This is a genomic window from Antarctobacter heliothermus, assembly GCF_002237555.1.
Taxonomy (GTDB): Bacteria; Pseudomonadota; Alphaproteobacteria; order Rhodobacterales; family Rhodobacteraceae; genus Antarctobacter; species Antarctobacter heliothermus_B.
Map to the genome: position 1 here is coordinate 2,728,571 of NZ_CP022540.1, position 15,624 is coordinate 2,744,194.

The following is a 15,624-nucleotide window of genomic DNA, read 5'->3' on the forward strand; positions in this document are numbered from 1 at the left end:
CAATTTCAGTTTTTCGTGTTCACAACAAGAAACGGTTTTCGCTGGTAAACAACACAGCAATCGGATGGGCCACATGACATGGCAGATGAAACTTCAAGCGCTGAAGCGGGAGGAAAGACCAAACTCAAGCGAGTCATGGGGCCGGGTCTGTTGCTCTTATTCATCGTCGGTGATGTCCTTGGCACTGGTATCTATGCCCTGACAGGAAAGGTCGCAGACGAAGTCGGTGGAATCGTCTGGTTGCCGTTCCTCGTGGCCTTTGTGCTGGCTGCGGTGACGGCGTGCAGTTATCTGGAACTTGTGACCAAATACCCACGCGCGGCGGGTGCAGCCCTATACACCCACAAGGCGTTTGGCATCCATTTCGTCACGTTTCTCGTTGCGTTTGCAGTCATGTCCTCGGGGATCACGTCAGCCGCTACCGCGTCGCGCGCGTTTGCCGAGAATTTCGGCGAAAGCACTGGCATGGGAACCGGGGCATTCGGCGTAACGGCGGTCAGTCTGACCTTCATCGCACTCATTGCCGCAGTCAACGTGCGCGGCGTCGGTGAAAGCGTCAAGATGAACGTCGCCTTCACCTGCGTTGAATTGACCGGCCTCGTCATCATCATCCTCATTGGCGCTTGGGCATTGGCGGGTGGACAAGGCGATTTCGGCCGCGCTTTCGATTTCAGCCAGGCGGGTGACAAAGGACTGTTCTGGCCGGTCATTGCCGCGACGACGCTGGCATTTTTCGCAATGGTGGGTTTTGAGGATTCGGTGAACATGGCCGAGGAATCAAAGAATCCGTCGCGGATCTTTCCCAAGGTCTTGCTGGGTGGGTTGCTGATCACCGGTGTCATCTATCTGCTAGTGTCGATTACTGCGATCGCATTGGTTGATGCGGAAAAACTGAGCGAAGGCGCCACTCCGCTGCTCAAGGTTGTCGAGGCTGGAGCGCCATGGTTTCCGATCAGCGTGTTTGGTGTGATCACTATGTGTGCTGTTGCCAACTCGGCGTTGATCAACATGCTCATGGCGTCGCGGCTGCTGTATGGCATGGCCGAGGAAAGAGTGCTGCCAAAGGCGTTTGGCGTGGTGCTGTCCGGACGCCAGACGCCCTGGATTGCCATCCTGTTCACCACCGCGCTGGCCGCTGGGCTGGTCACCTTTGTCGGCGCGGTGCCGGCGTTGGGCGGCACGACGGCGTTGTTGTTGCTTGCGGTGTTTGCTGTGGTCAACGTCGCGGTGCTTGTATTGCGCAAAGACAGCGTGGACCACGACCATTTCACCGCCCCCGCGGGGCTGCCCTATGCGGGAGCGGCCAGTTGCGCGTTTTTTGTTGGTCCATGGACGGGTCGCGACCCGGTGCAATATCTGATCGCAGGGATCCTGATCGCCATTGGAATGGTACTGTGGACGGGGACCGTGTTCTACATGAAATCAAATAAGACAGCCCCACCGGGCGGCGACGGCATGAGCGATTTGGTGCAATGATGTCCTGATGGGTGTGGCATACAGAAATCCGTTGAACCGGGCCTTGGCCATTCTGGCAGGCGTATTGCTGTTGTCGTCCTGCGCGGGGCGACAATCCGTTCTTGACCCCGCAGGCATCGATGCGTTGTCGGTTTATGACTTGGCGCGTGTCATGTTCATTGGCGCAATTGTTCTGTGGCTGATGGTCGGCGCGCTGTTCATCTATGCCACCCGTATCCGCCCGCAGGAAATGCCACGCCGCACCGCCGAGATGGTGATTATCGGCGGCGGCCTCGTGTTTCCGGTGCTTTTGCTAAGCGGACTGCTGGTCTACAGCTTGCCGATGATGGGGGCGCAGCGCGTCGCCGATGACGGGATGCGCGTACATGTCACCGCCGAGCAGTGGTGGTGGCGGGTCGAGTATGAATTGCCGGGCGATGAACGGATTGTATCGGCCAACGAATTGCGGCTGCCGGTCGGCGCGCGCACCGGGCTGGTCCTTAACGCAAAGAAAGTGATCCATTCCTTCTGGGTGCCTGCTCTGGGGGGCAAGACCGACATGATCCCCGGGCGCGAGACCTTCATGTCTTTGGCACCAGAAAGGCCAGGAGTGTACCGCGGCCAATGCGCCGAATTCTGCGGAGCGTCCCATGCGTTGATGGCGTTTGAAACCGTGGTGATGGCACCGCAGGATTTTGCCGTTTGGCTGGCGGCAGAGGCGGGCGACGCTGTGCCGCCCGCGACGCCGCAGGCAATCCGGGGGGCGCGGGTCTTTGCCCGAGAGGGGTGTGGTGCCTGCCATGCGATACGCGGCACCGCCGCCATCGGGCAGGTGGGGCCGGATTTGACCCACATCGGCACCCGCGCATCGCTGGCCGCAGGAACACTGGGCACCACGCCAGAAGATTTCGCCCGGTGGCTGGGTCATGCCGAAGACATCAAACCCGAGGTGGCCATGCCGACTTATGATTACCTCTCTCCCGCCGACCTAGCCGCGCTCGTGGCCTATCTGAAGGGGCTGACATGAACGAACGTGAACACTTGCCCGTCGCCACAGGCCCCTATCCTCCGACCGAGGAGATGCTGGCAGTACCCGTCAGCAAAGAAGAACAAGAACGTGGCAAAGCCGAATTGCGGGCGGCATGGAAGACGCCTGAAGGCTGGCGCTACTTTTCGGCGGTGAACAACACCGAGGTCGGCGTCTGGTATTGCTTGACCGCCTTTGCCTTCATGTTGATCGCCGGGTTGCTGGCGCTGGCAATACGTGTGCAACTGGCGTTTCCGGACAACACGTTCCTTGATGCCGACCGGTTCAACCAGTTCTTTACCATGCATGGCTCGGCGATGATGTTCCTGTTCGCCGTCCCGATGTTCGAGGCCATTTCGATCCTACTGCTGCCGGCCTTTTGCGGCGCGCGGGATATGCCGTTTCCGCGCCTCTCGGCCTTTGGCTACTGGTGTTTTCTGATCGGAGGGTGCTTTGTTCTAGGCTCGCTGATCTTTGACGCCGGGCCAAAGGCGGGTTGGTTCATGTATCCGCCCCTAGCTACAAAGGAAGAGGGCATTGGGCCGGATGTATGGTTGCTGGGCCTGTCCTTCATCGAGGTCGCCAGCATTGCCGCGGCGGTCGAACTGATCGTCGGCTCGCTCAAATGTCGTCCGCCGGGAATGCGTGTCAACATCATGCCGCTGTATGCGTGGTATGTGATGGTGGTTGGCGGGATGATCCTGTTCGCCTTTCCGCCCCTGATCGCAGGTGATTTCCTGTTCGAGCTTGAGCGCAGCTTTGACTGGCCATTCTTTGATCCGACTCGTGGCGGCGACCCGGTGCTGTGGCAGCACCTGTTCTGGATCTTTGGCCATCCAGAGGTCTACATCGTCTTCCTGCCTTCGATCGCTATTGCCGCGATGATCGTGCCCACCGTCGCGCAGCGGCCGATTGTGGGGTATTCTTGGATCGTGCTCAGCGCGGTCGGCACCGGCTTCTTGTCGTTTGGGCTGTGGGTACACCACATGTTCACCACCGGCTTGCCGCAGTTGTCATTGGGGTTCTTTTCCGCTGCCAGCGAGGCGGTGGTCATTCCTACGGGCATTCAGTTGTTCGCCTTTGTGGCGACACTGATGGTCGGGCGGGTAAAGATGTCGCTTCCGATGCTGTGGATTGCGGGCGCGCTGGCGATCTTTGTGGCGGGCGGATTGACCGGGGTCATGCTGGCCATCGTGCCGTTCAACTGGCAAGTACACGACACCTATTTCATTGTCGCTCATCTGCATTACACCCTGTTTGGCGGCATGGTGTTTCCGGTGATCGCGGGCGTCTATTATTTCTACCCGTTCTTCCGCAAGAAACTGCTGTCCGAAACGCTGGGTCGTTGGGCATTTTGGCTGATCTTTACCGGGTTCAATGTCACCTTCTTGCCGATGCACCTGACCGGGTTGCGGGGGATGCCACGCCGCATCTTTACCTATCCCGAAAGCGCGGGCTGGGGCACGTTGAACATGATCTCTACCGTTGGGGCCTTTGTCATCGCTGCGGGGTTTGCGGTGTTCGTCTATGACCTGCTGCGATCAAAGAAAAACCAGCCACAAATTCCGCGCAACCCGTGGGGGGCGGGTACACTGGAGTTCAGCCATGACGTCCCCGACGAGGCCTGGGGTGTGCGGTCGATCCCGCATGTCACCTCGCGTTATCCGTTGTGGGAGCAGGACAAGATCGTCGAGCGTATGGATGCGGGCCGCTACTACCTGCCGGATGCGCCGGATCATCAGCGCGAAACCATCGTGACCTCGGTTATCGACGCAAAACCGGTGTATGTGCAGCGCGTCACCGGACCGGCCTGGATCACGCTCTGGGCGGCGGGGTTCACCGGCGGCGCCTTTATCTTTCCGACATTCCACATGTATGCGCCAGCTATCGTTTGCGGTGCCTTTGCCATTGTCTGTGTGCTCTATTGGTTGTGGACGGCGACCGCCCGCCCGCCAAAGGACCAGATGCGCGACGTCGGGTTGGGCCTACGTCTGCCGACCTATGCCTCTGGTCCGGATTCGGTCGGCTGGTGGGCGGTGTGGATTACCATGTTGGGGGACGCCACGGCCTACGCCAGCCTCGTGTTCGGGTTCTTCTTTTATTGGACGGCCCGACCCGATTTCCCCCCCGAAGGCGCGGCCCATCCGACAGGGCTGTGGGTGGCTTGCGCCGCTGCGGCGCTGTTCCTGACCTGGGCACTTACTGTCACCGCGCGCGAGGTGAACCGCCGAGGAGGCGTGGCACTGGCGCGTGGCGCGCTGTTAGTGGCCATGGCGGCGGCGGCGGGTGGGGCCGCGTCACTGGCGGCATCCGTGACCGCTTTGGACCCGACCACGCATGTCTATCCGGCAATCATGTGGGCGCTGATGGTCTGGGTCGTGGTGCATGTGGGGGCGGGCGTGATCATGCTGGGGTATTGTCTGGCAGGCAGCCTCTTTGGCAAGCTCACATCGCTGTACGACGCCGATCTGCAAAACGTGACGTTGTTTTGGCATTTCCTCGTGCTTGAGGCGCTGGTGACAGCCACCGTGCTTGGGTTGGTGCCGGGATGGCTGGCATGACAAATCGACAACAGGAAGTGCGTGAATTCCGCGACGAGGCGCTGAGCCTGTGGCGCATCACCTTTGGTCCGGTGATCTGGGCGACGCATTTCGTGGCATGTTACGGCCTGACTTCGCTGATCTGCGCCACGGACGGGCAGGTCGATGAGCTGCGGCTGGGAATTGGGATTGGCACTCTGGTGGCCCTTGTGGGCATTGCCTGGTTGGGTTGGCAGGCTTGGCGGCAGTGGGATGTCCTGCACAACCGCGATTGGGAAAACGACTCCGGCACCAGCCAAGATCGGCACCAGTTTCTGGGACACGCGGCTTTCCTGCTGGCAATTATCTCCTTTATCGGGGTCACTTATGTCTCGCTGCCCGCGTTGCTGATTGGGACCTGCCAATGACTGCTGCGGGACAAATTGGGGCAGGATTCATCGGGCTTGGCCTGTTGGCCGTGCTCTGGCTGCTGCCGCTAGGCGGCTGGCTGGGGTCCGATTTTCCCCACCACATGCTGCGGCACATGGGTCTGGTGGCGGTGGTTGCGCCGCTGTTGGTGCTTGGTTTCCCACGCGCCACGTCGTTTTTCGCCTTTTCGCCGCTGCTGGGGGCGGTGGTCGAATTTGTCGTTGTCTGGGGTTGGCATCTACCGGGACTGCACGCGCTGGCGGATGGTCACACGGTCTGGCTGATTGTGGAGCAGGGCAGCTTTTTTCTGGCGGGGCTGCTGGTGTGGGCCGGGGCGCTGCGCGCTGCGGAACCGTTGGCGGGCGCGGGCGGGCTGTTGCTGACATCAATGCACATGACGTTGTTGGGGGCACTGATCATCTTGGCGCCACGCGATCTGTACGCGGAAATCTGCGGCCGCGCGCCCGATCTTGATGCGCAGCAGATTGGTGGGTTCATCATGCTTGGGATCGGCACCCCGGTTTACCTGATCTCTGGGCTGCTGCTGACCGGGAAGGCGTTGAAGCACCAAGAGGTCGGGCTATGAGACAGGTTTTACAGACCCTTGCCGCACTGGCAGCGTTCGGGGCGGTGGGGGCGGTTGGCGTTGTCGGTTTCGGGCTGTACAACGTGTCCGCGCGCCAGGGCCATCTGCCCGGCGTCGGCATCGTGCTGCATACCACGTTCAAGCAGTCAGTCCGCCTGCGGGCTCCGGGTCCCGAGGCGGTTCCCGATACCATTGACCACCCTGACCGCATTGCGCTGGGCGCCATGCACTTTCAGACCGCCTGCGCCTTTTGCCATTCGGCGCCGGGTCGTGAGCGCAGCGCCACGTCGCGCGCAATGAACCCGCCACCACCGCATATTGCCGAGATCGCGGCCGCCTGGCAGCCACGCCATTTGTTCTGGATCATCCGCGAAGGCATCAAAATGAGTGGCATGCCGGCTTGGCCCGTGCCGGGCCACGAGGACGAAATCTGGTCGGTTGTGGCCTACCTCAACGCGGTTCCCGACATGGCCGTTGATCAGAAATCGGCGTTGCCCGGGGCGGACATGGCGCGTAGCACCTGTTCCGACTGCCACGGTCAGGACGGGCGCAGTACCAATGCCTTTGTGCCCCGATTGGATATCCTGACCCGTGAACAGATTGCCGACGCCCTTTTTCAATACCGCAGCGGCGCGCGCAGCAGCGGTATAATGGCTGAGGTCGCGGTTGTACTGGACGATGACGCCATCACGGCGCTTGCAACCCGGTTCGGCAGGCCGGACGGTCCCGACTCCGGAGGTGATCTGTCGCTTGGACCCGCCAATGAGGGCAGGGCGCTGGCCACCCGAGGCACCGACGACGTGCCTGCCTGCATCGCTTGCCATGGGCCGGGGCGGCGGGCCGACGCCCCTGTGGCACCTGCCTTGTCCGGACAGGCACAACAGTATCTGGCAACACAGTTGCGACTATGGCGCGCGGGGGAACGGGGAGGCGGGAAACGCGCCGAGACGATGCGAAAAGCAGCGCAAGATCTAAGCGATGCAAACATCGAAATGCTGGCTGACTGGTTTGCGGGGCTGGATCCTGCTCGCTGATCGGTGGCCAAGCACACCAGCATCGGCAGGCGATAGGCCAGAGTGTATGAATTCGCATCGTCGATGTCCCGGCCTTTCGTATTCCAATACTCGCAGAGGCTTGCCCGGCGGAGCGCGCCTTCATTTCATCTGATCTAAAGTGCGGCCGGCCGGTACACGGCAATCCCGGCAGCCTTGGATTGTCGACGTCTTTCGATGGGGGCGGAAGATTTCGCAGTGAGATGTTCCGTTTAAGGCATTGATATAATGTTATTTGTCATGGGGTTCCCTCTTTTCTTCCGTAAAAATGATTGGCGTATGTCAAAAAATGATTGACGTCTTGCACTTTTATCCACTAGCCTTGGAGGCAAGCGGTAAAAAAGGGAGTGCCGCTGCTGGGGGGAGACATGGCAGGTCCGACATTGAGCGATGTCGCGGATGCGGCGGGCGTCAGCTATGCTACGGCCGATCGAGTCATTAACAAACGCGGGAACGTCGCGCAGAAGTCTATCGACAAGGTGCATGAGGCGGTCGCTAAGTTGGGTTACGTCCGCAATGTTGCAGCCGCCAATTTGTCCCGCAGACGAGTCTACCGTTTGGCGTTCCTGATCCCAACCGGGTCGAATGCGTTCTTCAGCCGCGTCCGCGGCCACATCCTGCAATCGGCCAGCCATCTCAGCGCGGATGGGATCAGCGTCGAGATCGTTGATGTGTCCGCTTTTTCGGTCGATGCCCTGCAGGACAGTATTGGTGAGCTAACCGGGTGTGATTTTGATGGCGTCGCCATTGTTGGATTGCAAAATCGTCTGCTTGAGGAGCCATTGGCTGAGTTGCGCGCGCGCGGTGTTGTGATCATCGGTCTGATATCGGATCTGCCTCGAGAATGTCGGTCAGCCTACATCGGGATTGATAATATGGTGGCGGGGCGCACGGCTGCCCGTGTCACGGGGATGGCATGTGCCGCCCGTCCGGGGGCGATCCAGACATTTGTCGGATCTATGGAGGCGCGGGACCATGCCGAGCGTTTGCAAGGGTTCAGCGACGTGATTGCGGCCGACTTTCCACATCTGACTGTGTTGGACCCGATCCTGACAAAAGACGATCCTACTGTTCTCAACGCCGCAGCTACTGCCACACTGGCTGGAGGAGACGGCGTGACCGCGTTTTACAATGTCGGGGCCGGGAACAGCGGGTTGATCGACGCGATCGCTAACGCCTCGGTTGCGCGGCCATTTTGCGTTGTCCATGAATTGGTAACGCATTCAAAGCAGGCCTTGATCGACAATCACATTGATTTGGTCATCGACCAGCGCCCCGACGTCGAAGTGAACCGAGCCTTTGCCATCTTGCGGTCGCTTGTCGACGACAGAGAACCGCCGCCCATGCCTGACCTCATGCCAACGATCTATGTGCGGGACAATTTGCCCGCTGACTCATTTAACGATGTGATGGAAGCCCAGAATACATGACCGATTTCTTCAAAGATATGAGCCGCCTGTCATTTGATCCCGACAGCACCGGGCTGGCCTTTCGTCACTATAACCCTGATGAGGTCGTGGCGGGTAAGCGCATGGAAGACCATCTGCGCTTTGCGGTCGCGTATTGGCATTCGTTTGCCTGGCCGGGGGGCGATCCGTTTGGTGGGCAAACCTTTGATCGCCCTTGGTTTGGCGACACTATGGATGCGGCCCGTCTGAAAGCCGACGTGGCGTTTGAGATGTTCGATTTGCTGAACGTGCCGTTCTTTTGCTGGCATGACGCGGACATTCGCCCAGAAGGTGATACCTTCGCGGAAAGTTTGCGTAACTTCGAAGAGATGATCGATTATCTTGGCACGAAAATGGAGGCCTCGAACACCAAACTGCTTTGGGGAACGGCAAATCTGTTCAGTCACCGGAGGTTCATGTCCGGCGCGGCGACCAACCCTGACCCCGAGATTTTTGCCTGGTCTGCGGCCACTGTCAAAAATTGCATGGATGCGACCCATAAACTGGGCGGCGAAAACTATGTGCTTTGGGGCGGGCGGGAAGGCTATGAAACCCTGCTGAACACGGACTTGCGCCGGGAACGCCAACAAGCCGGGCGGTTCCTGCAAATGGTGGTCGAATACAAGCACAAGATCGGGTTCAAAGGCGCGATCCTGGTAGAGCCAAAGCCGCAGGAGCCCAGTAAGCATCAGTATGACTATGACGTGGCCACGGTCTACGGGTTCCTGAAAGAGTTCGGTCTAGAGGACGAGGTTCAGATGAACATCGAGCAGGGACACGCGATCCTTGCGGGCCATTCGTTCGAACATGAACTGGCGCTTGCGGCATCGCTGGGCATCTTCGGCTCTATCGACATGAACCGCAACGATTACCAATCAGGTTGGGACACGGACCAGTTTCCCAATAACGTACCGGAGGTCGCATTGGCCTATTACGAAGTCCTGAAGGCTGGCGGGTTCACCACCGGTGGTACGAATTTCGATGCCAAACTGCGCCGCCAATCGCTTGATCCCGTGGATCTGATCGCAGGTCATGCGGGCGCGATGGATGTCTGCGCTCGTGGGTTCAAGGCGGCCGTCGCGATGCTGGAAGACGGCACGTTGGAGGCAATGCGGGCGGAACGCTACGCAGGCTGGGACAGTGCAGGCGGCAAAGCCCTGTTGGACAGTGATTTCGCCGCGATTGCGGCCAAGGTTGTGGACGACGGCATCAACCCTCAGCCGCGCTCGGGCCGACAAGAGATTCTGGAAAACATCGTGAACCGTTTCGTCTAAGCGGACAGGGAGAACCATCATGAAGACCATTCAGGGACCGGCATTGTTCCTGGCGCAGTTCGCCAGCAACGAAGCACCATTCAACTCATGGGACAGTATCACCAAATGGGCCGCAGATTGCGGCTACAAGGGGGTTCAGGTGCCCAGCTGGGATGGCCGTTTGATTGACTTGGCCAAGGCCGCGAACAGCAAAGACTACTGCGATGAATTCAAGGGCAAGGCTGCCGAAAACGGCGTTGAGGTGACCGAGCTCTCGACCCACTTGCAAGGCCAGCTTGTAGCGGTGCATCCCGCCTATGACGCCGCCTTTGACGGCTTTGCCGACCCCTCCGTACACGGCAACCCCAAGGCGCGGCAGGAATGGGCGGTCGACCAGGTGAAGAAGGCGATCTCTGCCTCGGCCAACATGGGGATCAAGAACCTCGCGTCGTTTTCGGGCGCGCTGGCATGGCCCTATATCTATCCGTGGCCGCAGCGCCCCGCTGGTCTGATCGAAACCGCCTTTGACGAGTTGGCGCGGCGCTGGCGGCCCATTCTGGATCATGCCGAAGACAACGACGTCAACGTCTGCTACGAAATCCACCCGGGAGAAGACCTGCACGACGGTGTCACCTTTGAGATGTTTCTGGAGCGTGTCGACAACCATGCGCGCTGCAACATGCTGTATGATCCCAGCCACTATGTTCTTCAATGCCTTGATTACATTGATAATATAGACATCTACAAGGACCGGATCAAGATGTTCCACGTCAAGGACGCAGAGTTCAATCCGACGGGACGACAGGGGGTTTACTCGGGCTATCAGCCCTGGGTCGATCGCGCGGGCCGGTTCCGGTCGCTGGGCGACGGGCAGGTCGATTTCGGGGCAGTCTTCTCGAAAATGGCGGCCAATGACTTTGACGGTTGGGCCGTGGTCGAATGGGAATGCTGCCTGAAGCATCCAGAAGACGGTGCACGCGAGGGTGCGCAATTCGTCAAGGACCACATCATCCGCGTGACAGAACGTGCCTTTGACGATTTCGCTGATGGCGGAACCGATGAGGCCGCCAACCGAAAAATGTTGGGGATCGACTGATGGCCCGTATTCGTCTTGGCATGGTGGGCGGCGGCAATGACGCCTTTATTGGCGGGGTCCACCGCATCGCATCGCGGATTGATGATCGGTTCGAACTGGTCGCGGGCGCACTGTCTTCCACGCCTGAGAAATCGGCGGCGAGCGCTGAGGCGCTTGGAATTCCGCGGTCCTATGGCAGCTTTGAAGATATGGCCAAGGCAGAGGCCGCACGAGAGGACGGGATTGAAGCGGTGTCTATCGTGACACCCAACCATGTGCATGCGGCTGCGGCCAAAGCCTTTCTGGCGCGGGGCATACATGTAATCTGTGACAAGCCACTGACGTCCACAATGGAAGATGCCACAGCCCTCGAAGACGCAGTGGCCCAATCCAAGGCCCTATTCATCCTGACCCACAACTATACCGGCTATCCAATGATCCGGCAGGCCCGCGATATGGTGGCCTCTGGCGACTTGGGCCCAATCCGCATCGTACAGGTAGAATACCCGCAAGATTGGCTGACTTCATCCTTGGAAAACGAAGGGCTGAAACAAGCCGAATGGCGCACCGACCCGACCCGGTCGGGTGTGGGTGGGTCGATTGGCGATATTGGCACTCACGCCCACAACCTTGCGTGTTTTGTCACGGGGCTGGAGGTCGAAAGCCTTGCCGCTGATTTGCAGGCGTTTGGCGTGGGTAGGACGTTGGATGACAACGCCCATATGATGTTGCGGTTCACCGGTGGCGCGCGCGGCATGCTTTGGTCAAGCCAAGTGGCACCCGGCAATGAAAACGCGCTAAAATTGCGCGTTTATGGGGAAAAGGGCGGGCTGGAATGGTCGCAGGAAGACCCCAACTACCTGTGGTTCACGCCCCATGGTGAACCCAAGCGTCTGTTGACCCGTAACGGTGCCGGTGCAACTGGGCCGTCCCAAGCGGTCAGCCGCATTCCGGGCGGACACCCGGAAGGCTATCTGGAGGGTTTTGCCACAATCTACAACGAAGCCGCGGACGCGATCCGATCTGTTCAGGGCGGTGCCGTCCGTGCAGCCGCCATGGGGGTATTGCCTGGGATCAAGGCCGGGATGGACGGCATGCGTTTTATCGGCGCCTGTGTCGCGTCCTCTAAAAACGATGCGGCGTGGACAAAACTATGACCACGCGCCCCGTTCTGGCTTTGGATAGCGTCAGAAAAAGTTTCGGCCCGGTCGAAGTTTTGCACGACGTGAACCTTGTTTTGCACGCAGGCAGCGTGCACGCATTGATCGGCGAAAACGGGGCTGGCAAGTCGACCGCGATGAAGATTTTGGCAGGCTATCAACCGCCTACATCGGGAAATGTTCAGCTTGATGGTCAGCCGGTGACCTTTGGTAGCCTACGGGACGGCGAAGCCGCCGGCATCGTGATGATCCATCAGGAATTCAATCTGGCCGAACAGCTGACAGTCGAACAGAACATCTTTCTTGGGCGTGAGCTAAAAAGAGGTTTGTTGCTGAACAAGGCTGCAATGCGCCGCCTGACGCGGGAATACCTTTCGCGTGTCGCCTGTGATGTGTCGCCGGATGCGCTGGTCTCGGGCTTGTCCAACTCCGAAAAACAGATGGTTGAGATCGCAAAGGCCCTGTCGCGTGATGCGCGGGTATTGATCATGGATGAACCGACGGCCGTGCTGACCAACCGCGAGACCGATGTGCTGTTCAAACAGGTCACGGCGCTTCGCGATGCGGGGACGGCCATTCTGTTCACGTCGCACAAACTGGATGAGGTTGCGGCTCTTTCGGATCACATCACCATCATGCGGGATGGCGAAGTGGTGCATGCGGGCCCGACCGCTGAAATGACCGAGGACGCGATGGCCACCGCAATGGTAGGCCGCGATGTGTCCGACCTTTACCCAGCCAAACCGGGCGTGGCTGCCGAGGCGCCAGTGGTGTTGACTGTCGAAAACCTGAGCGTGCCCGGTTTTGCACAGGACGTGTCGTTCAACCTGCGGCAGGGCGAGATTCTCGGGATCGGCGGATTGATCGGATCTGGACGGACCGAGCTGATGGAGGGCCTTGCAGGCCTTCGCCTTGCCTCAGCAACGAAGGTCACCCTGTTTGACCGCCCCGTCCATTTCAAACGCCCCGGCGATGCGCAGCGGGCGGGACTGTGCTACCTGACCGAGGACCGTAAGTTGCGCGGCCTCCTTTTGGAACGTGGGATGCGGGAAAACCTGACGCTCGCCAATCTGCACAAGTTCGGCCGCATTCTGATCAACCGCGCCGCCGAGGAAGAAGCGCTGACGGATGCGATTGCCGAGTTCGACATTCGCGCCGGTACCCGTGACGTGCAGGTGGGCAACATGTCCGGCGGAAATCAGCAAAAGTTGCTATTGGCCAAGGTCATGCTGTCTGAACCCCGCGTGCTGATCGTCGATGAACCCACTCGCGGCATCGACATCGGAACCAAGCAACAAATCTACGCCTTCCTGCGCCGTCTGGCTGATGCGGGGCACGCCATCATCGTGATTACGTCTGAAATGCCTGAATTGATCGGATTGGCGGACCGCGTGCTGGTGATGCGCCTTGGCCAGATCAGCGGCGCGCTGGCAGGCAAAGACATCACCGAAGACGCAATTGTACGCCTGTCCATGGGATTGCGCGCCGAACAAACGCCAGAAATGGCCTGAGGAAAGAGCAGATGACCGTCACAACTACACCTCAAACGGCTTGGCTGCGCATCCCTTCGATGTCCGTGCTTGGCCCGATCATTGCACTATTGGTCCTGCTGGGCATCGGCGCGATGTTGAACTCCAACTTTTTGAGCGCGGCCAACATCACCAATGTTTTGGCGCGGTCTGCGTTTATCGGAATTATCGCGGTGGGCATGACCTTTGTTATCACCGCAGGTGGCTTGGATTTGTCGGTGGGGTCGATGGCGGCCTTCATTGCCGGACTGATGATCCTTGTGATGAATGCGGCGCTGCCCAGTATGGGAATCGGCATTCCGATCATCTTGCTTGGCATGTTGACGGCCATTGTCGCGGGCCTCTTGGCGGGGTTGCTGAATGGGTTCCTGATCACCACGCTGGGAATCGAAGCGTTCATCGTTACGCTTGGATCGATGGGCATCTATCGGTCGCTGGTCACATGGTTGGCCGATGGGGGTACACTGTCGTTGGATTTCGGGCTGCGAACCTTTTACCGACCGGTCTATTTCGACGGCATATTGGGCATCAGCTGGCCGATCATCGTCTTCGCCCTGGTCGTGATCGTGGGTGAGATCATCATGTCCCGCAGCGTCTATGGTCGCCATTGTGCCGCGACCGGTTCGAACGAACATGTGGCCCATTATTCCAACGTGAACGTCAAACGCACGCGCCTGATTTCCTATGCGGCCTTGGGAATTCTGGTGGGGATTGCGACAATCATGTATGTGCCGCGCCTTGGGTCGGCCTCTGCGTCCACTGGTGTCCTTTGGGAATTGGAGGCCATTGCAGCGGTGATCATCGGCGGCACCGTTTTGAAAGGCGGGTTTGGCCGGGTCTGGGGCACTGTCATCGGTGTCCTGATCTTGAGCTTGATCGGCAACATCCTCAATCTGACCGACTTCGTTTCACCCTATCTGAACGGCGCGATCCAAGGGGTCATCATCATTCTCGCTGTGATCCTGCAGCGCGAACGTAAGGCTGTAAGTTAAGCCAACTGCCAACGCTTCACGGGAGGAGCAATCAATGAAATACACACAGACACTTATCGCCGCTGCACTGGCGACCGCTGTCAGCGGTGCTGCATTCGCACAGGACGACGTCAAAGTTATTGGCGTGTCCATTCCGGCCGCCACACACGGCTGGGCCGGCGGTATGAACTTCCACGCCAAGGAAACCGTCGAGCGCCTGGAGGAAGTGTATCCCGGTCTGGATTTCGTCCTTGCTACGGCGTCCGACCCCGGCAAGCAGGTCAATGACATCGAAGACATGGTCGCCACGCGCAACATCGCCGCGCTGGTGGTGCTGCCGTTTGAGTCTGATCCCCTGACGCCCCCTGTGCAGGCTGTTGCCGAAAGCGGCGCATGGGTCACAGTTGTTGACCGTGGTCTGTCCGTCGAAGGCATCGAGGACCTCTATGTCGCCGGCGACAACAGCGGCTTTGGCAAGGTGTCCGGTGAATACATGGTTTCCGCGATGCCCGATGGGGGTGACATCGTCGTCTTCCGCGGCATCCCGACGACCATCGACAACGAACGTGTGGATGCATTCACCGCGGCTATCGAAGGGTCCGGCATCAACGTACTGGACATGGAGCACGGCAATTGGAACCGTGACGACAGCTTTACCGTGATGCAGGATTTCCTGTCGAAGTATCCCAACATCGATGCTGTATGGGCCTCTGATGACGACATGGCGATCGGCGTTCTGGCGGCGATTGAGGCCGCTGGCCGTGACGATGTTCAGTTCGTTCTGGGCGGTGCCGGCATGAAGGAAATGATCAAGCGGACCGCCGACGGTGATACGATGATCCCGGCCAACGTGACTTATCCGCCGTCCATGATCGCAACCGCAATTGAACTGACGGCTGTGGGCCTGACCTCCAACGCTCCGGTTTCTGGTACTTTTGTGATCGGTTCTGTGCTGGTCACGCAAGAGAACGCGATGGATTTCTACTATCCTGACAGCCCGTTCTAAGACCCCCAAGGCCATCGGCGTTCCACGCCGGTGGCCATCTTCTTTTCTGGGCGAGGGCCGTTTGACATATATTGGTTTGGATTGTGGAAGCTTTAGCCCCTGAGGTTTCCTCGA

General features: G+C 59.3%; 13 protein-coding genes. All 13 read left to right on the forward strand.

Features of this window, described 5'->3' with window-relative positions:
- The first annotated feature begins 78 nt into the window (after positions 1-78).
- Entirely contained in the window at positions 79-1,476 is a 1,398-nt protein-coding gene (locus tag ANTHELSMS3_RS12985; RefSeq protein ID WP_094035232.1) for an APC family permease, read from the forward strand.
- Between the two features lie 70 nt (positions 1,477-1,546).
- Entirely contained in the window at positions 1,547-2,482 is a 936-nt protein-coding gene (locus ANTHELSMS3_RS12990; RefSeq protein ID WP_439098675.1) for a cytochrome c oxidase subunit II, read from the forward strand.
- A complete protein-coding gene (ctaD, locus tag ANTHELSMS3_RS12995) occupies positions 2,479-5,043 on the forward strand; it encodes a cytochrome c oxidase subunit I (protein WP_094035234.1) in 2,565 nt (854 codons plus the stop codon). Before ANTHELSMS3_RS12990 ends, ctaD begins: the two co-directional genes overlap by 4 nt.
- Complete coding sequence (locus ANTHELSMS3_RS13000; RefSeq protein WP_439098647.1) at positions 5,040-5,429, forward strand: hypothetical protein; 390 nt, start codon at positions 5,040-5,042, stop codon at positions 5,427-5,429. Before ctaD ends, ANTHELSMS3_RS13000 begins: the two co-directional genes overlap by 4 nt.
- Positions 5,426-6,016: a cytochrome c oxidase assembly protein gene (locus tag ANTHELSMS3_RS13005; protein WP_094035236.1), complete on the forward strand. Its 591-nt coding sequence runs from the start codon at positions 5,426-5,428 to the stop codon at positions 6,014-6,016. Before ANTHELSMS3_RS13000 ends, ANTHELSMS3_RS13005 begins: the two co-directional genes overlap by 4 nt.
- Positions 6,013-7,050 carry a c-type cytochrome gene (locus ANTHELSMS3_RS13010; RefSeq protein WP_094035237.1) on the forward strand — a complete coding sequence of 346 codons (1,038 nt, stop codon included), beginning with the start codon at positions 6,013-6,015 and terminating at the stop codon, positions 7,048-7,050. Before ANTHELSMS3_RS13005 ends, ANTHELSMS3_RS13010 begins: the two co-directional genes overlap by 4 nt.
- Positions 7,051-7,436: 386 nt before the next feature.
- Positions 7,437-8,498 (forward strand): LacI family DNA-binding transcriptional regulator, encoded by a 1,062-nt coding sequence (locus ANTHELSMS3_RS13015; protein ID WP_157733505.1) that lies wholly within the window; start codon positions 7,437-7,439, stop codon positions 8,496-8,498.
- Entirely contained in the window at positions 8,495-9,790 is a 1,296-nt protein-coding gene (gene xylA, locus ANTHELSMS3_RS13020; RefSeq protein ID WP_094035239.1) for a xylose isomerase, read from the forward strand. The genes ANTHELSMS3_RS13015 and xylA overlap by 4 nt, the downstream gene beginning before the upstream one ends.
- A 19-nt stretch (positions 9,791-9,809) precedes the next feature.
- Positions 9,810-10,865, forward strand: coding sequence for a sugar phosphate isomerase/epimerase family protein (locus tag ANTHELSMS3_RS13025; RefSeq protein WP_094035240.1), 1,056 nt, complete (start codon positions 9,810-9,812; stop codon positions 10,863-10,865).
- Positions 10,865-12,001 carry a Gfo/Idh/MocA family protein gene (locus tag ANTHELSMS3_RS13030; RefSeq protein WP_094035241.1) on the forward strand — a complete coding sequence of 379 codons (1,137 nt, stop codon included), beginning with the start codon at positions 10,865-10,867 and terminating at the stop codon, positions 11,999-12,001. Before ANTHELSMS3_RS13025 ends, ANTHELSMS3_RS13030 begins: the two co-directional genes overlap by 1 nt.
- Positions 11,998-13,515, forward strand: coding sequence for a sugar ABC transporter ATP-binding protein (locus tag ANTHELSMS3_RS13035; RefSeq protein WP_094035242.1), 1,518 nt, complete (start codon positions 11,998-12,000; stop codon positions 13,513-13,515). The genes ANTHELSMS3_RS13030 and ANTHELSMS3_RS13035 overlap by 4 nt, the downstream gene beginning before the upstream one ends.
- Positions 13,516-13,526: 11 nt before the next feature.
- Positions 13,527-14,525: an ABC transporter permease gene (locus ANTHELSMS3_RS13040; protein WP_198319803.1), complete on the forward strand. Its 999-nt coding sequence runs from the start codon at positions 13,527-13,529 to the stop codon at positions 14,523-14,525.
- 34 nt (positions 14,526-14,559) lie between these two features.
- Positions 14,560-15,510 carry an ABC transporter substrate-binding protein gene (locus tag ANTHELSMS3_RS13045; RefSeq protein ID WP_094035244.1) on the forward strand — a complete coding sequence of 317 codons (951 nt, stop codon included), beginning with the start codon at positions 14,560-14,562 and terminating at the stop codon, positions 15,508-15,510.
- Positions 15,511-15,624: the final 114 nt, after the last annotated feature.